The organism is Halobacillus sp. Cin3, assembly GCF_947311855.1.
GTDB lineage: Bacteria > Bacillota > Bacilli > Bacillales > Halobacillaceae > Halobacillus > Halobacillus kuroshimensis.
The window spans coordinates 92,762-115,576 of the sequence record NZ_CAMZMV010000004.1; the positions used below are offsets into that span (position 1 = coordinate 92,762).

The 22,815-nt window shown below is 47.1% G+C and carries 21 protein-coding genes; 16 read left to right on the plus strand and 5 right to left on the minus strand.

All coding sequences use genetic code 11. From position 1 onward, the window contains the following. The first annotated feature begins 5 nt into the window (after positions 1-5). Complete coding sequence (locus QMA39_RS13550) at positions 6-359, plus strand: hypothetical protein (RefSeq protein WP_281659038.1); 354 nt, start codon at positions 6-8, stop codon at positions 357-359. A 40-nt stretch (positions 360-399) separates the two neighbouring features. Here QMA39_RS13550 and QMA39_RS13555 read toward each other — a convergent pair whose 3' ends face one another. After that, entirely contained in the window at positions 400-966 is a 567-nt protein-coding gene (locus tag QMA39_RS13555; RefSeq protein ID WP_027955635.1) for a TetR-like C-terminal domain-containing protein, read from the minus strand. 272 nt (positions 967-1,238) lie between these two features. Between QMA39_RS13555 and QMA39_RS13560 the strand changes: the two genes are divergently transcribed. The 3 genes from QMA39_RS13560 to QMA39_RS13570 all read left to right on the plus strand — a co-directional run bounded on the left by QMA39_RS13560 (position 1,239) and on the right by QMA39_RS13570 (position 6,113). Continuing rightward, positions 1,239-3,179, plus strand: a complete 1,941-nt coding sequence (locus QMA39_RS13560; RefSeq protein WP_281659243.1) for an MMPL family transporter — start codon at positions 1,239-1,241, stop codon at positions 3,177-3,179. A gap of 2 nt (positions 3,180-3,181) precedes the next feature. Next, entirely contained in the window at positions 3,182-4,978 is a 1,797-nt protein-coding gene (locus tag QMA39_RS13565) for a YhgE/Pip domain-containing protein (protein WP_281659039.1), read from the plus strand. A gap of 202 nt (positions 4,979-5,180) precedes the next feature. Continuing rightward, on the plus strand, positions 5,181-6,113 hold the full coding sequence (locus tag QMA39_RS13570) for a ribose-phosphate pyrophosphokinase (protein ID WP_035532229.1): 933 nt from the start codon (positions 5,181-5,183) through the stop codon (positions 6,111-6,113). 517 nt (positions 6,114-6,630) lie between these two features. On the opposite strand, the gene QMA39_RS13575 is transcribed toward QMA39_RS13570, so the two are convergent. Further along, complete coding sequence (locus QMA39_RS13575; RefSeq protein ID WP_027955640.1) at positions 6,631-7,518, minus strand: fructose bisphosphate aldolase; 888 nt, start codon at positions 7,516-7,518, stop codon at positions 6,631-6,633. Between the two features lie 399 nt (positions 7,519-7,917). Here QMA39_RS13575 and QMA39_RS13580 point away from each other — a divergent pair, with 399 nt between their 5' ends. The 7 genes from QMA39_RS13580 (at position 7,918) to QMA39_RS13610 (ending at position 14,685) form a co-directional block, all read left to right on the plus strand. Continuing rightward, positions 7,918-8,871, plus strand: a complete 954-nt coding sequence (locus QMA39_RS13580) for an ABC transporter permease (protein WP_027955641.1) — start codon at positions 7,918-7,920, stop codon at positions 8,869-8,871. Then, entirely contained in the window at positions 8,861-9,811 is a 951-nt protein-coding gene (locus QMA39_RS13585) for an iron chelate uptake ABC transporter family permease subunit (protein WP_027955642.1), read from the plus strand. Before QMA39_RS13580 ends, QMA39_RS13585 begins: the two co-directional genes overlap by 11 nt. Next, entirely contained in the window at positions 9,805-10,563 is a 759-nt protein-coding gene (locus QMA39_RS13590) for an ATP-binding cassette domain-containing protein (RefSeq protein WP_281659040.1), read from the plus strand. The genes QMA39_RS13585 and QMA39_RS13590 overlap by 7 nt, the downstream gene beginning before the upstream one ends. A 22-nt stretch (positions 10,564-10,585) precedes the next feature. After that, positions 10,586-11,548: a siderophore ABC transporter substrate-binding protein gene (locus QMA39_RS13595; RefSeq protein ID WP_281659041.1), complete on the plus strand. Its 963-nt coding sequence runs from the start codon at positions 10,586-10,588 to the stop codon at positions 11,546-11,548. Positions 11,549-11,574: 26 nt separating this feature from the next. Next, positions 11,575-12,396, plus strand: coding sequence for a MerR family transcriptional regulator (locus QMA39_RS13600; protein WP_281659042.1), 822 nt, complete (start codon positions 11,575-11,577; stop codon positions 12,394-12,396). 101 nt (positions 12,397-12,497) lie between these two features. After that, positions 12,498-13,718 carry a multidrug effflux MFS transporter gene (locus tag QMA39_RS13605; RefSeq protein WP_281659043.1) on the plus strand — a complete coding sequence of 407 codons (1,221 nt, stop codon included), beginning with the start codon at positions 12,498-12,500 and terminating at the stop codon, positions 13,716-13,718. Between the two features lie 130 nt (positions 13,719-13,848). Further along, positions 13,849-14,685 carry a glycosyl hydrolase family 28-related protein gene (locus QMA39_RS13610; RefSeq protein ID WP_206933791.1) on the plus strand — a complete coding sequence of 279 codons (837 nt, stop codon included), beginning with the start codon at positions 13,849-13,851 and terminating at the stop codon, positions 14,683-14,685. Positions 14,686-15,034: 349 nt separating this feature from the next. On the opposite strand, the gene QMA39_RS13615 is transcribed toward QMA39_RS13610, so the two are convergent. After that, on the minus strand, positions 15,035-15,895 hold the full coding sequence (locus tag QMA39_RS13615) for an SDR family oxidoreductase (RefSeq protein ID WP_281659044.1): 861 nt from the start codon (positions 15,893-15,895) through the stop codon (positions 15,035-15,037). Between the two features lie 222 nt (positions 15,896-16,117). On the opposite strand from QMA39_RS13615, the gene QMA39_RS13620 reads away from it, so the two are divergent. Then, a complete protein-coding gene (locus tag QMA39_RS13620) occupies positions 16,118-16,849 on the plus strand; it encodes a tryptophan-rich sensory protein (protein ID WP_281659045.1) in 732 nt (243 codons plus the stop codon). Positions 16,850-17,007: 158 nt separating this feature from the next. Here the strand turns inward: QMA39_RS13620 and QMA39_RS13625 are convergent, their stop codons facing one another. Then, positions 17,008-18,216 carry a cytochrome P450 gene (locus tag QMA39_RS13625; RefSeq protein ID WP_281659046.1) on the minus strand — a complete coding sequence of 403 codons (1,209 nt, stop codon included), beginning with the start codon at positions 18,214-18,216 and terminating at the stop codon, positions 17,008-17,010. 129 nt (positions 18,217-18,345) lie between these two features. On the opposite strand from QMA39_RS13625, the gene QMA39_RS13630 reads away from it, so the two are divergent. From QMA39_RS13630 to QMA39_RS13640, 3 genes are all read left to right on the plus strand, one after another. Next, positions 18,346-19,020, plus strand: a complete 675-nt coding sequence (locus QMA39_RS13630; protein ID WP_281659047.1) for a transferase — start codon at positions 18,346-18,348, stop codon at positions 19,018-19,020. Between the two features lie 83 nt (positions 19,021-19,103). Then, entirely contained in the window at positions 19,104-19,619 is a 516-nt protein-coding gene (locus tag QMA39_RS13635) for a CBO0543 family protein (protein ID WP_281659048.1), read from the plus strand. Between the two features lie 237 nt (positions 19,620-19,856). Continuing rightward, positions 19,857-20,234 carry a GNAT family N-acetyltransferase gene (locus tag QMA39_RS13640; protein WP_242520384.1) on the plus strand — a complete coding sequence of 126 codons (378 nt, stop codon included), beginning with the start codon at positions 19,857-19,859 and terminating at the stop codon, positions 20,232-20,234. A gap of 5 nt (positions 20,235-20,239) precedes the next feature. Here the strand turns inward: QMA39_RS13640 and QMA39_RS13645 are convergent, their stop codons facing one another. Continuing rightward, a complete protein-coding gene (locus tag QMA39_RS13645; protein ID WP_281659049.1) occupies positions 20,240-21,331 on the minus strand; it encodes a YheC/YheD family protein in 1,092 nt (363 codons plus the stop codon). A 107-nt stretch (positions 21,332-21,438) separates the two neighbouring features. On the opposite strand from QMA39_RS13645, the gene QMA39_RS13650 reads away from it, so the two are divergent. Further along, positions 21,439-22,755, plus strand: a complete 1,317-nt coding sequence (locus tag QMA39_RS13650) for a YheC/YheD family protein (RefSeq protein WP_281659050.1) — start codon at positions 21,439-21,441, stop codon at positions 22,753-22,755. Positions 22,756-22,815: the final 60 nt, after the last annotated feature.

Consider the following 22,815-nt stretch of genomic DNA (forward strand, 5'->3'; position numbering starts at 1 on the left):
GTCGTATGAAACTTGTAGATATTTACCGAGTGAAAACGTATGTGATTCCTGAGTATGTTGAAAACGTCATTCAAAGTGTGCTGAGTGTGGATGATCTGCAGGTCGGTCAGTATAAGAATGTGATGTGGCAGACGAAGGATGGGATGGAGCAGTTTGTCCCCTCCGGCACAGCAGTACCTACGGAAGGGAAAAAAGGAGAAAAAGAGAGGGTGACCTCGTTTCGAATTGAATTTTCCATACCGAGAGATGAAGATCTGCTGACCAAAGTGATTGAGCAGGGCATTTACGCCGCTCACCCATGGGATGAGCCGGTCGTGCAGGTAACAGAAGAACGAGAAGCCAGAAAACATGAATCATGATTAAAAAAGCCGCTTACGTCATCAGACGTAAGCGGCTTTTTTAATCGAAATGGGAAAGGCCATGGAGGATGAAATGATTGACCATGACCGCCATTTCCTCAGGCGGCTGGTCCATGTCATTCTGGATCCAGTCTTTAATCACGTGGATGACGCCGCTGATGACAAACGTACTGACGTACTCGGATTCCTGTTTGGAAATGACTTTATCCGACGTTAAGTTATCCAGCATGAACCCCCTTGTCAGGTTCATCATCCGTTTTTCGAAGGATGGTGCCGCTTCTCCTTTCAGCAGGGTCTGAAAGATCAGCTTATTTTCAAGCACGTACGAGAGGATCTTCTCCGTCATCTGAATCGATTCTTCTTCAAGCTCATGATCATATTGACTGAGATAGGTGTTCATATCCGCTGTAATTTCCTCTTCAATCCGCCCGAGCAGGTCATACTGATCGGAATAGTGGGTGTAGAACGTGGAACGATTGATGTCCGCCCGTGCGCAGATCTCTTTTACGGTAATGTCAGCGATCGGCTTCTCATTCAGCAGATGGATCAGACTTTCCTTCAATACATGGCGGGTATACTTTTTTCGGCGGTCCATTTTTTCACTCATAGCGGGGCTCCTTTTTTTACATTTTTATGACAATCCAACATTCACATACAGGTATGTTGGATAAATGACGAAAATTACAAAACTGTTTGTTGAATATCCAACACGGTGTCAATAAAATAGTATAGTGTATGAATGGGAGATGCAAGAGAGGGTGACGTTTTATCGGATGGACAGCACGAATCATAAAGCATAAAAAGAGTATTGTTCTTATCTTTGTCATACTTACGCTGTTAAGTGCGGCAGCTCAGTTCGCCGTGTCCGTCAACTACAATATGATTGACTACCTGCCTGAGGACGCTCCTTCGATTGAAGCGGTGGACATCATGGAGCAGGAATTCGATGAACCGGTGGAAAATGCCCGGGTCATGATTGAAGGTGTTTCGATCACTGAAGCACTCAGCTATAAACAGCAGCTGGAGGACGTGGATGGAGTCGGAAGTGTCACATGGCTCGATGATATTATCGATGTGAAAGTACCGTTGGAGATGGCTTCTGCGGATACAGTTGAATCCTATTACCAGGATCAAAAAGCACTCTATTCCCTCCACATAGAAGAAGGGGAAGAAGTCGCAGCCACAGATGCGATTTATGAATTGATTGGAGAAGATAACGCGGTGGCTGGTGAAGCCGTCAACACAGCTGTGTCTCAGAAAATGACAGGCAGTGAATCGATGTACGCAGCCGCACTGCTCGTTCCGATCATCATTTTGATTTTAATTTTATCAACGACATCATGGATGGAACCGGTCTTCTTCTTAGTCGCCATAGGTGTATCTGTCCTGATTAATTTAGGCACGAACATTTTCATTGGAGAAATATCCTTTGTCACGCAGTCGGTTGCTCCGATTTTACAGCTGGCCGTTTCGCTCGACTATGCGATATTCCTTCTCCACAGCTTTTCGGATTACCGCAGGGAAGTCGAAGATCCGAAGGAAGCGATGCAGCTGGCGATGAAGCGTTCTTTTCCGGCGATTGTCGCAAGTGCGTCCACAACTTTCTTTGGGTTTACCGCTCTAACCTTTATGGACTTTGGTATCGGGGCGGATCTCGGATTGAACCTGCTGAAAGGAATTCTTCTCAGCTTTATCAGTGTCATGGTATTCCTGCCGGCGCTGACGATGATGTTTTATCACTGGATTGATAAGACCCAGCACCGTCCGTTTGTTCCTGATTTCAAGGGAATCGGCCGTCACGTGATGAAGCTGCGTCTGCCGAGCTTTATCCTGCTGTTGATCATCATTGTGCCTGCTTTTCTGGCTCAAAATGAAACAAGTTTTATTTACGGAACAGGAGAACAGCCGGAAAACACAAGGGCAGGTCAGGATGTAGCCGCCATCCAGGATTCTTTTGGCAAAAATATCCCGATGGTTCTTCTCGTACCTGAAGGGGACCGGGCGAAAGAGGAAGAACTCGTGCAGGATCTGGAGCAGCTTACAGATGTCTCCAGCGTCGTGTCCTATGTCAACATCGTCAGTCCCGCGATTCCGCCTGAGTACTTGGAAAAGTCGGTGACTGAAACGTTTTATTCCGAGCATTACGCTAGAATCACCCTGTATACAGAAACCGATGCGGAGGGGGAAAGAGCCTTTTCCCTTATTGAAGAGGTGAAGGAAACCGCAGATGGGTACTATGATGAGACACATCTGTTGGGGGAAAGCGTTACGTTGTATGATATGAAAAATATTGTGCAGAAGGATAACACCCTTGTGAACTGGCTGACAATCGCTGCGGTTGCTGCGGTATTGATTCTTACGTTCCGGTCGGTTTCCATCCCGGTGGTCCTGCTCATTACGATTCAGGCCTCGGTATGGGTGAACCTCGCTTTTCCATATTTTATGGATACGCCGCTCGTCTACGTCGGGTATCTATTGATCAGCACGATTCAATTGGCGGCAACCGTGGACTATGCCATTTTATTTACGGAGAATTACAATCATCTCCGTAAAGACATGTCAGCTCTTGAGGCGATTAAGAAAACGATTGATGATAAGGTCTTCGCTATTTTTGTATCAGCTTCAATTTTGTCCAGTGTCGGCTTTATTTTATGGATGACCTCCACGAACCCCATTGTATCGTCGATTGGTCTGCTGCTTGGGAGAGGGGCGCTGCTTGCGTTTCTGATGGTCGTGCTCGTCCTGCCTGCCCTGCTTGTGATTTTGGACCGCGTGATTGAAAAAACGACTTGGAAAGCAAACTTTTATAAGGGGAAATGATAATGATAGGGAAACGTTCATCTCTGCTGATCATGGCTTTTCTTCTTGCCCTGCCCGCCGCTCCTGCTTCTGCGGAAGAGGATGGAAAAGCGGAGAAAGGCAGTTACTCTGAAAAGCGTGAAGTCGTCTACGCCACGTTAAATGCAGATGGCAGCCAGAAGGACATGTATGTGGTCAATAACTTTGATATCGAAGAGCCGGGAACGATTGTTGATTTCGGCCCATATTCCAGTGTGGAGAACTTAACGAATTTGAATGAAATCAAACAGAAAAATTCACGGATCGAAGTGACAGCTGAGGAAGAGGAGTTTTATTACCAGGGAAATCTTGAAGAGCAGGATCTTCCGTGGGTAATCGATTTTTCCTATAAGCTGGGCGGAGAAAAGGTTGATCCAGAAGAACTTCTTGGAAAAGGTGGACAACTGGAAATCGGGATTGAGACCTCAGAAAAAGAAGGCGCCGATCCTGTCTTTTTCAACAACTATACCCTGCAGATTACGATCCCTTTAGATGCAGAAATCTTCGAGAATATTGAGGCGCCTGACGGAACGGTGGCCAGTTCCGGGAAAGACAGACAGGTCACGTTCACCGTTCTTCCTGAGAAAGAGGAAAGCTTCAAAATAACGGCTGACGCAGAGAATATTGAAATGGACAGTATTGAAATCGCCGCGGTTCCAGCCTCCATATCCATGGAAGAGCCGGATATCGATGGTGTGAAGAATGATATGAATTCACTTGCCGATGCAACAGCCGCCATCCATGACGGAGCAGCCGGACTTGCCGACGGCATCACTGAATTGAATAGCGGAACAGCTCAGGTCTATAGTGGTTCAGAACAGTACCTGAACGGCATCCAGGAGTTGAACAGTGGTTCGGGTTCTCTAGTCGAAGGTTCCGCATCGATTAAGAGTGCACTTGCGGAAATGAGCCGTCTGGCTTCACAGGGACCTGGGGAATTAAACCTTGGTGATCTGTCGCAAATGCAGACGAACTTGAGAGAGCTCTCTTCCGGGCTTCAGAAAGCGGAAGACGGGCTTGTGGATTTGAGAACCAAATATGCCAATGCCCACAATCAACTGGATGAGGCGATGGCCTCCATTCCGGGGTATGAAGTGACTGAGGAGGATATCCAGGCGCTTCGTGAGTCAGGAGTCGATCAGGAAGTAGTCGATCACCTGATTGAAACGTATCACGCAGCCCAGGAGGCTAAGGCGGTCTACGGAGATGCCGAAGGCACCTTTGATGCGGCCGGGCCCGCTCTTGATCAGGCAGTGGCTTCATTGAGTGAGATCAACGACCAGCTCGCAGCCGCGGCTGATACAATTGAAACAAATCTCGGCAGTGTGAATGTGGATGAATCCATCAAGGAACTGCAGCAGGGCATTCAGAATTTCTCTTCGCAGTATAATGATTTTCATGCCGGACTTGTTGAGTATACGGACGGCGTCGGACAGCTGGCCGGTTCGTACGAGGAAGTGCATTCCGGGATCGGCGGGCTGACAAGCGGAACCGCCGGTTTGGAATCCGGTGCTTCTGATCTTCAGAACGGAACGGCAGAACTAGCTGCCTCTACCAGCGATCTGCCGGATGAAATGCAGTCGGAAATCGATCAATTGATGAGTGAGTATGACTATTCCGATTTTGAACCGGTGTCCTTTGTTTCCGAAGAAAATGAGAATGTTGAATCGGTTCAGTTCGTGATAAAAACAGAAAGCATCAAAAAAGCAGAACAGGAAGAAGAGCCGGAGGAGCAGGACGAGAAAAGTCTCTGGGACCGCTTTTTGGATTTGTTCCGCTAGGTGAATAAAGCCTTCTCTCCTTCATGCGGGAGAAGGCTTTTTATATAGAGTTAATTAGTTTCGTAACTCGAAATGGTATAGTATACTCTTTATTGGAATAACACAGTGATGTAAACTCAAAATAAAAATGGTGTAAATGTTTATTAGGATGAAAAGTAAAACATAGGCTCCATTTGAATTCTTACGTACAGGAGAGATCAAGATGAGCATGAAGCTGTTTACGCTTAATTCCAACGAACCGTTGGCAGAGGAAATCTCAGAGATATTGGATGTTCCTTTAGGAGAGAGTTCTGTAGTGAGGTTCAGTGACGGTGAAATTCAAATTACGATCGAGGAAAGTGTCCGTGGTGACGACATTTATTTGATTCAATCGACGGCCCAGCCGGTCAATGAACATATTATGGAGCTTTTGATTATGGTGGATGCTTTGAAGAGAGCTTCCGCCAAGACCATTAATGTGGTCATCCCCTATTACGGGTATGCCCGTCAGGATCGGAAAGCACGTCCGCGTGAACCGATCACGGCTAAATTGATTGCCAACCTGTTGGAAAAAGCAGGCGTATCAAGAGTCGTCGCTCTTGACCTGCATGCGCCGCAGATTCAGGGATTCTTCAACATCCCGGTCGACCAGCTGCTCGGTATTCCGATTATTGCTCAGTATTACAAGGAGAAAAACATCGAGGATGTTGTCGTGGTAGCTCCTGATACAAGCGGTCTGCGCCGGGCGCGCCGTATGGCCGATATTCTGGATGTGCCTATAGCATTTGTGGATAGACGCCGCCCTGAACCCCACATGGAGGAAGATTTGAATGTGGTCGGTAATATTGAAGGAAAGAACGTCATTATCGTGGATGATATGATTGATACAGCCGGAACGATCGATCAAGCGGCTGCTGCGCTCCTCGAAAATGGAGCCAATGAGATTTATGCATGCGGCACCCATGCCGTATTGTCGGATCCTTCCGTGAAGATCATCGAGGATTCACCGATCAAGGAATTGGTCGTGACGAATTCTGTTTATCTTCCTGAGGAAAAGCGTATTGATAAAATCGTATCGCTATCTGTTGCCCCGTTGTTTGCGGATGCGTTGACACGTGTGCAGAAAGAGCAGTCCGTCAGTGTCCTGTTCGATTAATAAGGAAAACCCCCGCTTTTCAAAAGCGGGGGTTTTCTACTTGCAGAGCACGTGTTCTCTTACCTCTTCGCCTGAATCGTGTGGGTGGCCACGGTCCGCTTATCGGTGGGTGCTTGCCGCGGGCACGGCCTCAGCTAACTTGGTCAACGAAACCACTTGACCAAGTGGATCTTCGGCTCGTGCTGTTCCCGCAGGCGTCACCACCGAACGCTCCCCGTGTCCACACCCTGTCATGGTTGAAAAGGTAGCCGGTTTGCTAAAGAGAGCATCATTTTTTGACATTTCACTTATAGGATCGGCTGGATGAAGGAGAGTCTTTTCCGGCACCGGAGGGAGCACAAACCATTTCACTCCTGCGGAAAAACGGGCGGCCAAGACCCCGGGGGGCGGTTTTCCCGAGGAGGCTTGGACGTTCGTCCGCGGAAAGGGAATGGTTTGTGCTCCTGAAGGCTGGTGAATAAATGGTTTCACTACACTAAGAAAACCTCCGCTTGAATCAGCGGAGGTTTTTGTCTGTTTATTTATTTACGGAAGCGTCATAAATGGAGCTTACGGAATGATTCAGGGACTGGTCGAACTCTTCCTGTGACTGATCGACATGCAGATCGCCGACAAGGGCTCTGGAGAAGCTTGCGATCAGACCTTCATTATCCTTCAGTTTTTCGTTGGCTTCTTCGCGAGAGTATCCACCGGAAAGAGCAACAACGCGTACGACACGAGGGTGGTTGATGATTTCCTCGTAAGCATTCGGCTTCGTAGGAATCGTCAGTTTCAGCATCACGTTTTGATCTTCATGCAGCTGATTAAGCTGATTGAGGATCTCACCGCGCAGGATATCCTCACATTTTTCTTTTTCCTCACTGTTGATGTCGACTTCCGGCTCTATGATTGGGACGAGCCCGGCAGCAAGGATTTCTTTAGCGACTTCAAACTGTTGGTCTACGACAGCTTTGATGCCGTCGTAATTCGCTTCATGAATGACAGAACGCATTTTCGTACCAAAAATGTTTCGTTCGTTGGCACGGCGCAGCATATCATCAAGGTCAGGGATCGGCTTCATCATCTGTACGCCGTTTTCCTGTTCGGCAAGTCCTTTATCAACTTTAAGAAAAGGGACGATACCTTTGGATGAAAGGTAGTCTGCTGTGAATTTGCCTTCCACTTCGCGGTCCATCGTCTGTTCAAACAAGATGGCGCCAAGAATCTGCTCAGAATTAAAGGAAGGGGAGGTGAGAATTCTCGTTCTCATCTCGTGGACCTGGTTGAACATTTCCTCTTCATTGGCATAAGCGTCTTCGTGTACGCCATAGGCGGCAAGGGCCTTAGGTGTGCTCCCACCGCTCTGGTCCAGTGCAGCAATAAATCCTTCTTCGTTTTTCATTCGTTCAAAATGACGGGTGTTCATGAAATCCGCTCCTTTTACGAAATTTAAAAACTCCATGGATCCTTTTCCCTCTCTCACCTATTCTTTAACATCAAACAAACTCCTTCTATAATTTTTGGTTTTCCCCATTTTTCAACAGGGATAGGAGGATAGTCTTTCATATAGTTGCACATATGAGCGAGGAGTATGGTCCATAAGAGCGCAGTTTTTGTTGACCCTCCAGTTACTGGAGGGTTTAGCATGGGAAGAAGAATAAAATGCCTGTGTAGAAATTAATCGAAAAATTATATTGATAATGATAATCATTATCAATATAATGGGATATAGAAGGAAGGATAGAGGGGAGGTCCAGCCTTTTTAATTGAGAATGATTATCTTTGTCGTGTTGGAGATTGAGGCATTCCATTAAGAAGTACGTGTATGAGAGTTCTATACTTAGTCATAACTTTAATCATTTTATCCATAGCATCTATTTTCATCGGCGTATCGGAGCTGTCCTTGATGGACATTGGCGGGCTGACCTCCCAGCAGCAGGAAATTCTGCTTGTCAGCCGGATCCCGAGGCTGCTCAGTATTCTGATTGCCGGGATGAGCATGAGTGTCATCGGCTTTATTATGCAGCAGTTGAGCCGGAATAAATTCGTGTCGCCGACAACGGCCGGGACGATGGACTCTGCAAGACTCGGGATTCTTGCGGCGCTCATTCTTTTTCCGACAGCGAGCATGCTGATGAAGGTTTCCATCGCTTTTGTGTTCGCCCTGGCCGGGACGTTTCTATTCATGAAGATTCTCGACCGGATCAAATTCAAGGATACGATTTTCATCCCGCTTGTTGGTCTGATGTTCGGGAATATCGTTGGATCTCTGACGACGTTCATCGCCTACCGTTTTGATATGATCCAGAGCATCGGATCCTGGCTGCAGGGAGATTTCTCAATGATAGTAAAAGGAAGGTACGAGCTGTTGTATTTGAGTATTCCGGCTTTGATTCTGGCTTACTTTTATGCCAACCGCTTTACAATCGCCGGGATGGGAAAGGACTTTGCGAGCAACCTGGGACTTCAGTACAAACAGATCGTCAACATCGGTCTGGTCATCGTCGCGTTCGTTTCGTCCATTGTCCTGTTGACGGTCGGTTCTCTGCCGTTCCTCGGCTTGATCATTCCGAATATCGTATCGATCTACCAGGGGGACCATCTGCAGAAGAATCTGCTTCATACAGCTCTTCTGGGCGCCCTGTTTGTGCTCGTATGCGACATACTCGGCCGGGTGTTGATTTTCCCGTATGAAATATCCATTGGTTTAACGGTCGGCGTTCTTGGGAGCGGCATCTTCCTGTTTCTGCTGTTAAGGAGGAATGCTTATGCTTCTTAAAAGAAAAATGCTCCTGCTCGGTCTGCTGGCCACCGCTTTTTCGGTGCTCTTTTTGTTCTGGGATATCGGCACAGCCTTTGGTTATGTGTTTCCGCGCAGGCTGGTGAAAGTCGCCGCTATTATTTTGACAGGAAGCTGTATCGCTTTCTCTACGGTCATTTTTCAGACGATCACGAACAACCGGATTTTGACGCCGAGCTTAATCGGCCTGGATTCGCTGTACATGCTGATCCAGACGGCCATCGTATTTGTTTTCGGAGGCCGGCAGCTGGCGATGATGGAGAATCGATTCCATTTTGTGTTGTCTGTAGGTTTAATGGTGCTGTTCGCTCTGCTTCTGTTCAGGCTTGTATTTAGAATGGAGCAGCGCAATATTTACTTCCTTCTGTTGATTGGAATTATATGCGGTACCTTTTTCAGCAGCATCTCTTCCTTCATGCAGATGCTGATTGACCCGAATGAATTTTCGATTGTTCAGGATTCCATGTTTGCCAGCTTTAACAATGTCAATGATGACCTGCTTGGTATTTCCGCCATCATTATGATCCTGACCGGGGTTTACGCGTTTCCGATGTTGAAGTATTTGAATGTCATGGCCCTCGGACAGGATCAGGCAGTGAACCTCGGTATTCCTTATAACAAAATTGTCCGGCGCTGGCTGATCATTATTGCTGTCCTTGTTTCTGTATCGACAGCATTGGTGGGTCCGATCACATTTCTCGGCCTGCTCGTCGCCAATGTCGCTCATCAGCTGTTTCAAACCTACCGCCACAGCTATTTGATTATTGGAGCCGTTTTGATCAGCATCATCACACTTGCGGGTGGACAGTTTATCGTAGAGCATCTGTTCACATTCTCAATTCCAATCAGTGTCATCGTAAACTTCGTCGGCGGTGTTTACTTTCTTTACTTATTGTTGAAGGAGAATCGTTCATGGTAGAAGTGAAACACGTATCAAAAACGTATGGTTCGAAAAAAGTCATAGAAAATTTATCCGTGGACATTCAGCCCGGAAAAATTACATCTTTCATAGGATCGAACGGGGCAGGGAAAAGCACCCTGCTTTCCATGCTCAGCCGGCTGATTTCCAAGGATGAGGGCAAGGTGCTTCTGCACGGCCGGGACATTCATTCGATCAAACCGAACGATCTGGCTAAAGAGCTTTCCATTCTAAAACAGTCCAATCATATTGATCTGCGAATCCAGGTCCGTGATTTGATTAGTTTTGGACGCTTCCCATACTCACAGGGACGTTTAACAAAAGAGGACTGGGTGGAAATCAACAAAGCCATTCATTATATGGAGCTTGAGGAAATCCAGGAGCGATATATCGATGAGTTGAGTGGTGGTCAGCTGCAGCGGGCCTACATTGCCATGATCATTGCGCAGGATACAGACTATGTGATGCTCGATGAACCTTTGAACAACCTGGATATGAAGCATTCCGTACAAATTATGAAATCGTTGAGGAAAATGGTCGAGGAAATGGGAAAAACGGTGGTCATTGTGATTCACGACATTAATTTTGCCTCCTGCTACTCGGACCGGATTGTTGCCTTGAAGCATGGGGAAATTGTCCGGGAAGGCCTGACGGAGGAAATGATTAACAGTGAGATGCTGAAGGAAGTCTACGACATGGATATTCCTGTGCAGCTAATTAATGGTGAACGAATTTGTCTACATTTTAAATAATAGAAAAAAGGATGAGTCGATGATGAAAAAAGTATGGTTGTTCGGTTTATTTATTGCTGCTGTTATGTTTTTGGCAGCCTGTTCCTCTCAGGGAGAAGGGAACAGTGCGGAAGCTGAAACAAATAATGAAACTGGAGAAACGAAAGAAACTCTTACTATTGAACATGAACTAGGTACAACAGAAGTGCCGGAAAACCCTGAAAAAGTAGCTGTTTTCAATTATGGTACACTGTCTGCGCTGGATCAGCTTGGAATTGAAGCGTCAGGTGTGGCAAAATCAAGTAACATCCCTTCGTATCTTTCCAAGTATGAAGGAGAAGACTATACGAATCTTGGAAGTTTGAAAGAGCCGGATTTTGAAACGATATATGAAATGCAGCCGGATTTGATCATTATTGCCGGACGACAGGGAGAAGCCTACGAGGAACTGAAGGACATTGCTCCAACGTTATATCTATCGGCTGATCCAGCAGATTTTATGGCATCCTATAAAGAGGGCATGGAAACACTGGGGCAGATTTTTAATAAGGAAGATGAAGTGCAGACCAAGCTTGATGAGCTTGATGAAACGGTCGCTGCTATGAAAGAAACAGCAGAAAACAATGGACAGGATGGCCTGGTTGTCCTTTCCAACGGTGGGAAAGTGAGTGCCTATGGACCGGGATCACGTTTCGGCATGCTTCATGATGTGTTTGGTGTCCAGCCAACGGCCGATGATATCGAAGCATCTACGCACGGGATGGATATTTCTTTTGAGTATATTGCTGAAAAAGATCCGTCCTACCTGTTCGTTGTCGACCGCGACCAAGTGGTAAATGGAGAGTCCGCCGCAGCTGAAACGTTGAATAACGATTTGGTAAATGGTACGACGGCAGCTCAAAATGACCAGATGGTTTACCTGGATCCTGAACTGTGGTATCTATCCAGTGGACTTCCTCCGATCGATCTTATGGCTGAGGAAGTGAAGCGTGCTCTGGAGGAATAAACATCAGGTAGAAGCGAGGGGGAAAGATGAAGAGAACGTTTACGATCGGCCAAATGTCCAAACTGAATAACATTTCGGTCAAAACCCTTCGTTATTATGATGATATCGGCCTGTTCGTCCCCTATGAAGTAGACCCGCAGACAGGGTACCGGTATTATTCAATTGAACAGTTCAAGAAGTTGGACATGATCACTTTTTTGAAAAATATGGGTGTGCCGCTCCGGGAAATCAAGAGGAAAGTCGAGCACAGTACAGTCGATGAATTCATGGAAGTGCTGGAGGAGTACAAACAGAAAAACGAAGATCTGATTGAAGATCTTACCCGTATGAACCGCCTGCTGCATCAAAAAATATCGGAACTCGAATCCTCCAAGGATCATCGGATCAGAAATCAGACGAACACAGAGTTCTTTCCGGAACGTTCGATCATTGAAGTACGGGGACACTTTGGCAAGCTGGATGATGTGGAAGAAGTGCTCCGTGAATTGAAAAAGCAGGTGAGTGCGAAATCTCCGATCATGGTCGGGACGGTCGGGATGGTTGTAGAACAGGCGGATGTTTTCAAAACGGATGCCGTTGATTACAGTGCTGTTTTCATCACCGTGGATGAAAAACAGGAAGAATCGCATGATAAGCGGAAAATTCTCGAAGAGGGCTTCTATGCGACAACGTATGTGAAAGCGCAGGAAAGCCGTAACCCTGCTGTTTACCAGAACATTCTGGAGAACATAACGAACGCGGGTTGGCAGACAGATGGTTCGTTTCTCGTCCGTACCATCGTAGAATCGTTCATTTCTCATAAAGAAGAAGAGCACATACGGGAAATTCAAATGAAAGTGAAACAGTAAAAGACGGCCGGGTAATTTCCCGGCCGTCTTTTTTCGTGATTGACCCTCCAGTGGGTGGACCCTGTAAACTGATGAAGTATGTGTAAAGGAGGAACGAACAGATGAATCACACAGAGGTTTATCAGGAAAGAGTAGATAAGCGGAGTACGGTTGCTGTATTTATATTTATTTTAGGATCATTGAGTGCTTTCGGTCCGTTAACCATAGATATGTATCTTCCAGCGCTTCCCACGATAGCGGATGAGCTTGGCACAACAACATCGATGACCCAGCTCAGTTTGACGGCCTGCTTGATCGGTCTTGCTGTCGGTCAGCTGGTGATGGGGCCATTAAGTGATGTCAGAGGTCGTAAAAAGCCGTTGGTCATTGCTCTCGGAGTTTATATGCTGGCATCATTTTTGTGCTTGTTTACAGGTTCCATCTGGAGCTTTGTGGCATTGCGGCTCCTGCAGGGGTTGTCCGGTGCAGCTGGACTGGTGATTTCAAGGGCAACGGCCAGAGATTTGTTTTCAGGACCTGAGCTCACAAAGTTTTTTGCGCTGCTCATGCTTGTGAATGGACTTGCGCCCATTCTTGCCCCTGTAGCAGGCGGACAGCTGCTGCAGGTGATGCCGTGGCGTGGCATTTTTGGAGTACTTACGGGTCTCGGCCTTCTCATGCTTCTTGCAGTAGCCTTGTTTTTAGAAGAAACACTTCCTAAGAAGAACCGTAAAACAGGCGGACTGAAGGAAACCGTAGCGACGTTCGGTTCATTAATCAAAAACAGAACCTTTATGGGGTATGTGTTAAGTAAAGGATTCATAATGAGTGGAATGTTCGCCTATATTTCTGGTTCGGCCTTTGTCCTTCAGGAAGTCTATGCCTTATCCGCCCAGCAGTTCAGTCTGGTATTTGCGGTGAATGGTCTCGGACTTGTGGCAGCCACCCAGGTGACCGGCTGGCTCAGCCGGAAGATCAGTGGGACAGCTTTGTTCCGTTATGGATTGATTCAGGCGTTTACCGGGGGGATACTGCTTGTTGGTGCGGCTCTGGCAGAAGCCCCTGTGGTGCTGTTATGTTTCACGCTCTTCCTTGCTGTTACGAGTGTAGGAATCGTCAACACGACCGTTTTCTCTCTGGCTATGGAGGATCAGGCCGAGCAGGCAGGGAGCGCCTCAGCGCTGCTGGGACTGCTGCCTTTCTTACTCGGGGCCATCGTTTCACCGCTTGTCGGTCTTGGCGGCGGTGCCCTTCCGATGGCTCTCGTGATGGCTGTCTGTTCCACAATGGCAGTGGTCTTTTACATCCTTTTGAACCGTCCTGAGAAAAAAGCCGTTTCCTGACTACCTGCGTGGTGGTCACTGAGAATCAGGGACGGGCATGGATGGTCCTGCATAGAATGATAGAAGGCATGAAGTGCCGGATATCAGCGGTGCTCTACTTTCAGACAAACCGCATGGGGGTAGGAAAGAATTGAATCAGGATCATGCTGTTTTTGTTACAGATTTCACCGGAAGTGACTCGCAGAAAGTGCAGCAGGCCATAGATCATGCAGCAATCAATGGAAATCCAAGTGTGGTGTATGTACCGGATGGAGATTATGTCATTACTGAAACGTTGATTCTTCGTGAAGGGGTAAGTCTGATCTTTGCTTATGACGCCCGCTTTGTTGTATACGGCAATCAGGATGTGCTGCATATTGAGAAGGATGCATCAATAACAGGGGCCTATATAGCGATAGACGACAGCCGTTTTAATCGTAGGATTTTTGTTTTTGATGGGAAGTACAAGTATTACAACTCCTGGAACCGCTCCAGGTTTCAACAGATTCATATGGTGAACTGGTCGGGGTCTCATAAGGGCACAGGAATCCACCTGTCTTCCAGTCAGCCTTCTGATGAAATTTCCTTTTTGCAATTTGATGATATTAAAGCTGTGGGGCTTCACACAGCTTTAGAAATAAGGGTAACGAAACCTTCCTCTGGGTACAGCTGGGTGAATGCCAACAACTTCACGAATGTGACGATTGATGATTGTGTCAGGGGGATATGGATGAATTCTTCGAAAACCATTCCTAATGAAGCGAGCGGCAACCATTTTACAAATCTACAGATTCAACTTTCCAGTGTAAGTCAAAGGGCGGTCCGTGTGACAGGAGATTATAATTATCTACATGGAATGATCTGGGACGCTGATCTCGCTTCCCAGATGGGAGATCTAGTCCATCTGACCTCAAACAGCAGTCATACGGAGTGCAGGCTCCGTGGGAATCACAGCGTCCTTGACCAAGGGACGGACAATACCTACTAAGGCCGCGGATTATGAAGAAAGATCATCCTGAGTTAACCAGTTAGAGTTGTCCGCATGTCGTGTTGAGAGGGCACGTTCCGCTTATCGGCGGATGCTTGCCTTCTGGAATATGAAAAAGATTGTCCTCCATCCAGCAAAGGTGAGCTGGGTGAAGGGGAGTCTTTCTCGATTTTTAGAGAACCCCCAAGGAGCGGTGCCCCTTCCACTCCTGCGGAAGAACGAGTGATCCGAGATCGCCGAGCGTGGGTTTTGCGAGGTAGCTCGGGCGCTCGTCCGCGGAAAGGGAAGGGAGCTCGCTCCTGGCGGTAAGAAAGAAAAAGACCATCCTGAGTGCAGGATGGTCTTTTTCTTATTTTCCGAGCAGGCTGGAAGTGACCATGGCGGTCTGCTTCAAACCGGTTGGATCGGCAGAGGTTTTCAGCTTCGTGAATTCCTCAGACCATTCAGAAGTTCTCATGCGGAGAGGGAGAGTGTCTTTTTCCAGTTCCATCAGCATGATTTCCGCGATTTCTTCAGGCGTCTGGAACACCCCTGAATCGTGATGATCTCGCTGGGACATATAGTCATTAAGCACCGGCTCATAAGCATCCTTCGGAAAGCCGCCTTTGTTTTCGATGTCTGAAAGAACAGATTTGGCAAATTCAGAGGAAATGCCGCCTGGCTCGACGATCATAAATTCTACACCGAAGTACGGAGTTACATAGGTTGCCAGACTCTCATAATATCCTTCCAGGGCAAATTTTGATGCACAGTAGATTTCATTCATCGGCTGGCCGACGAGCCCGCCGACGGAGGAGATGGATACAATGCGTCCTGCCCTCTGCTCTCTCATGTGAGGGAGTACGGCTTTTGTACAGCGGATCTGCCCGTACGTGTTGATATCAAAGATACGTTGGTATTCATGCTCGGATGATTGTTCAGTGTTCTGCACATAACCAACGCCTGCGTTGTTGATGAATAAATCTATATGGCCTTCCCTGTCTATAACCGTCTGGACAGCCTGATCAACAGATGCCTGTGACTGAACGTCCAGCTGAAGAAGTTCGATATCCAGTCCTTTCTGCTGGAGTTCCTTGACCGCCGTCCCTTTCTTAAGGTTCCGCATCGTGGCATATACCTTCCAGCCTGCTTCTGCCAGCACTTTACTTACCCCAAGACCGAGTCCTGTGGATGTTCCTGTAATAACAGCAATGTTTTTATTCATCGTCATCCCATCCCATCCTTTTTGTTTTCATTATTTTTATCCATTTGGCCGTGTTTCTTCATCAATCCGGATTGCTCAATGTCACTATAACGGTTAGAGTCAACTCTAACGCAAGTGGAAGATATAAAATGTTTTGGATTTATTTGCAGGTGTGGATTGAAATGTTTTATTCCAGGGTCAAAAGGAATAATAATGAAACATGAATGTTTTATAAAAGGGGTGTTTATTATGGGGAAATTCCTGATGAATCTGGCTGCGTTCCTTCTCGTCGTAGTAGTGAACGGGCTGGCGAATGCCTTGCCGTTGAATGGTCAGACAACAGGGGAAATATCGAACAGGCTGGATGTGCTGTTCACGCCAGCCGGCTATGTGTTCAGTATTTGGGGACTTATCTATTTATTACTCGGCATCTGGGTGCTCAGCATGTTCCCGGAAAGCCGCAGAAATCTTCCTGTTTACCAGAATACGAGCGGTCTGTTTGTGTTGAGCTCGCTGTTGAACAGTTTATGGATTTTTATGTGGCATTACGAGTTCTTCGGGCTGTCCGTCCTTGTTATGCTTTTGCTTCTGCTCACGCTCATCCGCCTTTATCTTAAGCTTCAGGAAACAGGAGCTTCGTTTTGGGAGCGGCTTCCTTTTTCCGTCTACTTAGGTTGGATCAGTGTCGCTACGATTGCCAATATCAGTTATTACTTAACTTACATCGGCTGGGACGGCTTTGGGATTTCTGCCTCTGCCTGGACGATCCTTCTCCTGATCGTAGGCTTCCTGCTTGCTTTAGTCTTTATGACCAGCCAGAAGGACTGGGTGTATCCACTTGTGTTTGTCTGGGCGTTTGTCGGAATCGCCGTGAAAAACGAAGGGGCAGGCGTTCCTGGTGTGGTGTATACAGCGTATACACTCGCCGGACTACTATTGATTCTGACTGCTTTTTACGCTTTACGGCAGCGACGTTTATAAACATCTCGTCTCCGAACTCTTCCTGACCTTTCCGAATAAGAGGTTAAAAAAAGGGGGATCTTCTGTTCAGAAGATCCCCCTTACATGCCGGAGTACAGGAAGAGCGTAACAAAGAACAATATAAAATCAGGTCCGCTGATGCGGATCTGGTTTCTTTTTTATTCCTTGCAGGAAAGCTGGACAGGGAGAGACTGAAGGCCTCGGAGCAGGAAGACAGGACGCCATTCCGGATGCTCACGTTCGGGGTCCAGGTGGATATCTGGAAAGGTATGCAGCAGTTTTTCGACAGCGGCTTTTCCTTCCATACGGGCAAGTGGAGCACCAAGACAGAAGTGAATGCCGAAACCAAAAGCGACGTGGGCATTTTTCTGCCGCGTGATATCAAAACAATCGGCGTTGGTGAATTTCGCTTCATCCCGGTTCGCTGAGCTGATTGAGGCCATGATGAAGTCTCCTTTTCTTATCGTCTCTCCATGAAAATCCATGTCCTCCGCGGCCCAGCGTGCTGTGGAGAAATCAACGGGACTATAGAAACGCAGTCCTTCCTCCAGCGTTTGGGGCACGAGGGATAGGTCCTCTTTTAACTGCTCGAGCTGATCGGGATGTTCAAAGAGCGCATACATCGTATTGCCGATCAAATTGACGGTGGTTTCATGCCCGGCAATGATGAGCAGGACGACCATGGAATACAACTCATTCTTACTCAGCTGATCGCCCTCATCTTCCGTTTGAAGCAGATAGGAAATCAAATCTTCCCTGGGATGAGCCCGGCGCTTCTCAAAAAGATCGGTTAAGTAAAGGGTGAAAGCTTCGACATCCTCTACGAAATCCCCTGCCATGTTATCAGAGGCGGCCACGATGGTGTTGGACCATTTGCGGAACTTTTCACGATCTTCCACAGGCACACCAAGCATTTCACTGATCACAATAATCGGAAGTGGAAAAGCGAAATCATCAATCAAATCGACCGGTGCTGTCTTACTTTTCATTTCAGCAAGCAGTTCATCCGTAATCTCATGAATACGTGGTTCCAGAAGTTTGATCGTTTTCGGGTTGAAATAGGGCTGTACGAGCTTTCGCAGCCTTGTATGATCGGGTGGGTCGGCATCAAGCATCATATTTTCGAAAATATTCAGCCCTTCCTCCGGGGAGGGTTTGTCTCTCGTGGCGTATAGACGACTTTGATCTTTCATGAAGCTGGAGGATTTCAAGAGTTCTTTGACGTCATCGTATTTCGTCACAAGCCAGGAAGTATACCCATTGTCCGCAGACATCGGAAAGACGGGCTGTGATGTTCGTTTATCCTCATAAAACGGATAAGCCCCTGTTTTAAACTGTGAGGAATACAATGTTTCCATTTCTTCCATTTCCAAATTCCTCCTTATTATCCTTATATATGGAGTATAAAGGATGAGAAGAAGGCTCACAAACGAACCGTTTTACGCATATCAGGAAATCAGCGGCGTACATTGTAATCAAATGCTGTGAGAAGAGGAGTGGGGGCACTGAAGACAGCTGTTCCGGTAAAAGATCTCATTTGTTTGGTTGAAAAACAGCTGGACCATTTGTTCTTATATGATGGCAAAAAGGAAAGAAACCTTCTCGCATCTGCTGTAGGGAAAGCGCTTGGAAAAACGGCCGTGAACTTTTCACGCATTCGGAACAAGTATTACAGAAAAGGTGGCGAGGTATACTTCGATCCTTTTCATTCAGGGCAGTATACGGTCTTTCTTTATTATTTATCGAGAGTATTACGTGAGTATGAGGCGTTTTCACTGGCAGAACGAATCTATTATTTGAATAAGGTTTTGAATGCCGTCGATCTTTATTATGAGGTTGAGCTGCCGGATTTCTTTTTCCTTGATCATCCCATGGGCACTGTTCTTGGAAGGGCGGTGTATGCCGACGATTTCGTGTTTTCCCAGCACATTACGGTTGGAAATAACCATGATATTTTCCCGGTATTCGAGGAGCGGGTGTCTCTGCTTGCGGGAGCGGTCGTCATTGGAAACTGCCGGATCGGAAGGAACACGATTGTTAGTGCCGGGTCCTTTATTAAGGATGAAGATATTCCGGCTAATAGTCTTGTGTTCGGGAGGTCTCCGCAGCTGGTTATTAAAACAAAACCCGAAAGTTATTTCGATGAGTACTTCCATGCGACATTTTCATAGTTTTTTTTACGTAGAGGGACAAGTATAAAACAGGCGGTCATCGACGACAATGATGGTAATTGACTCATTGGAGTGGATGAACGATGTACTTACTGCTTGTTATTATCGTCTGGGTTTTGTTTGCGTGGAGGTTCATTGACTGGACCCAGTGGCGCCGGCAGTACCCGACGGTGTTATTCTTTATGCTTTCTAACTTTCTCTATAACTATTTTTATTACAATCATACGCTGTGGGCTTTCCGGGGGGTTACGCTGGAGTGGCTGAACCATTCGATCATCAACGCTGCATTCACGTTCATCATTTGTCCGGCCGGTCTTGTCATTTTTCTGCAGCGGATGCCGGATTCGAAGGCCGCCCGCGTCTATTACGTTGCCGTCTGGATCGGTTTCTACACGGCGCTGGAGTGGCTGTTTTCCATGAAAGGTATGTATGTTTATGATCATGGGTGGAACAACTGGCTTAATATCCCGCTGAATACTCTGTTATTCCTCATCCTTGCGGTTCATTACAAACGCCCGTCTCTCGCTATGATTCTGGCTGTTCCGATTGCTGTCCTGTTTTACGTATGCTTCCCGTTTCCTCTGGACAGTTTAAAATAAAAAGGGGATGGTTTTTATGGTCATCCGGGATCTTTTGTCCGTGCCGCTGTTTCTGATTCTTCTTTTCCTTACCTATGGATCGATGTGGATGTACATCGGCAGAAATACAATCAACAAAAGGAAATAGACATAGGAAGGCTGTTTAGGTCAATCTCAGCAGCTTTTTTTTGTGTCCACGCATGTAACATTACTGCGGAATATAGTAAGAAAAAGGCAGAGGAGTTTCACGTGTTGGACATGAAGTTGAAGGAAATCAGTTTCAGGGAAGTTCTGCCCTTGAAAGAAGCATTTGAAAAGGAGTCTCTGAAATTAAGGAAGACAAGAGCGACGATCTGGCTTGGAGCCTACTGTGAAGGAAAGCTCGCAGGCGTATGTGCGTTTCGGAGGACCAAATACGGGATCAAATGTAAAAGCGATCTCGTTCTGAAAGAGTTCCGCGGGCGTGGCGTGTACCGCCGTCTTTTTGAAGAGCGGTTGAAGCGTGTCCGCTCCATGGACGCGGAGAAACTGTATGCGTACTGCAATACAAACAGCCGGCCCATGTATGAGACGTATGGATTCAAGCGGAAAGGAAGACTCAAAAGGTACACCTATATGGAACGGAAACACCCCTGATCAAATCAGGGGTGTTTCATTTGATTGTATAAAAAACGTGCGTAACCAATCGGATTGGTATGTTTGGCCTTCCATTCCTCCAGGCGTTTTCCTTTATAGCGGACGTTTCCGTAACGGCCGCGGAAGTTGCATTCGATGAAATACACCCGCCCGGAAGTATCCAGAGCCAGATCGAAAGCGATATCTGCGATGTGTTCGGCGTACCTGTCGATGTGGCGGGCCAGCTGGACAGCCCTTTGTTCAATACAATCTCTTGTTGGAATCAGTGGGAAGTCAGGGTGGTGGGTAAAGACATCTTCAAAGCTGAGCGACTGCCCTCCCTGACTAAGGTTCGTGATGAATTGATCCTTACTCGGTGAAACCTTGCATAAAATACCGGCGACCACCCAGTTTCCGGTGTGATTGCGCTGGACAACGACGCGCAGGTCGAATGGCCGTCCTTTGCAGGTGGCAAGCAGGATCTTCTCCTGAATGAGATAAGGCCTGGCATCGAAGGCTTTCAAGATTACTTCAGGAATTTCCTCCTGGAACGTTTCAACTTCCCACTGTTTTCGTTTCACCTGGTATTCCAACCGCCAGCTGTTCTTCGAAATTTTCTCTATATGCATGATTCCAGCACCCAGGCTGCCGTTGACAGGCTTTAACAGGACAGAATCATAAGAGGCCATCATGGTTTTTAAAACGGCTGGATCTGCTTTTGCTGTCCGGGGCAGAGAGTGGCGGAGCTCAGGGTCTTTCATGATCATCGTATGCATCCGGTATTTATCGTGTTTAAAGCCTTTGTGATTGTAGAAGATGATCCCTGATTCAGTTAGGAACCTCTGCTGCTTTCTGGACAAAAATCCACGGGAATACAAAATCTGTGGAAGAGGAATCGTCCGCTGTCCATATCCATTTTCACTGCTGATCCATGCTTTTACTGTCGGCCTGCCGGGTTGGATATCTTTCACTTTGAAAAAGGCGGCTGTCAACATGAACTGGTCTGCCGCTTCCTGATATGCGCGGACATTAATTTGACTTCCTTCCACTGCCAGCCGGTCGCAGATGCTGTCAGGCAGGATGATGCCGATGGTCTCTTTTTTCTCGATATGTCTCACCTCCCGGGTTTCCATTTATCCTATGTATACAGAAGGAAGAAAAGATATGTTCTTTCCGGTTGTTCATACATATAAAAGAAGCCGGAAAATGAACAGGGGGGACACGTATGTATCAAGTGAATAAAGGAGAGGGGACGGGAACAGCCATCACGCTTCACCCATCATCCGCCTTGAAAGAGGGGATGGAGAACGGCCGGGTATATACCTGGGAGTTCGGACTGCAGTCCTGTCAGGGCGTACTTCGGACATCCGACCAGATAGATGAAGATCAGATGGTTATGTCAGGGGAAGTCCTCGGGATCCTGATGCTTCCCATGGAGCCCCATTATGAAGTGAAATGTGAGAGAGATACCGTTCATATTGGACCTATTATAGGAATCGTCGCATCCAGCCGCCTGGAAGGTTTGCAGGACATGCTGCACAAGCTGCGTCGTTATGTGAAGAACTACGAATCCTTTGGTGGAGCCGTCATTGCGTTTTCCAATGAAGCTGTGGACGTGGATAAACGGCTGGTGGCTGGGTATCTCTTTGATCCTGTGAAAAGGGAATGGACCGCAGGGATTTATCCGTTTCCACAGGTCATTATCAAGCGTGTTCCACTAAAAAAGAAGTGGCAGAAACAATTTCACCAATTGATCGGAGACCGCATTTTTCATTCCGGAACGTTTACCAAGTGGGAAATGTATACGTGGTTTCAGTCTTCCTCGTTTTTGAAGCCGTACCTTCCCGAAACGAAGATTTTCCAGGGTTCAGCAGCTTTTCTTGAGATGTTGGAGACTCATCATTGTGTTTATGTAAAGCCTGTAAAAGGGATGCAGGGAAAACGTGTGGCGAAGGTGCTGCGTACAGAGAAGGGGATGAGGGTGATCTATATTCATTCAGAAGATAAAAAAGAGTTTTTATTCCCTCGATCTGAAGACGGCCTGACTTTTTTGAAGGAAGTCTTTGCCGGCAGTGAGGTGATCGTTCAGCAGGGCCTCGACCTTCAATATGAGGGGAGGGTCAATGATTTCCGGGCGGTTATGGTGAAAAACGGGGAAGGAAGCTGGGAGAGCTTTGCTTTGATGGGAAGAACCAGCCAGGAAGGGCAGATTGTCAGTAACCGTCATCAAGGGGGGAAGATTGAACCTGCGGTCGTCATGCTGGAACGGATGTTTAAGGAAAAGGAAAAAGTGTCTTCTCTAATCGGGGAGATTGAGGAGCTGGCTCTCCGAGCATCGGAAGTCATTGAGAACTGCGGTTTCCACTATTGTAAATTGGGCATCGATATCGGTGTGGATCGACACGGGCGTGTGTGGTTGATCGAAATCAATCATCGGAATCCGAATGATTTTGTTGCTTCTTTTACGGGAGACAAAGAACTTGCCAACCGTATTCGTACAGCCAATATGCTGTATGCGAAACGAGTGGCGGGCTTTAAATAAGAGCAGCACAGGAAAAAAGCAGCCCTTCCATGAAAGGAAGGGCTGCTCAGCTTGTAGAGA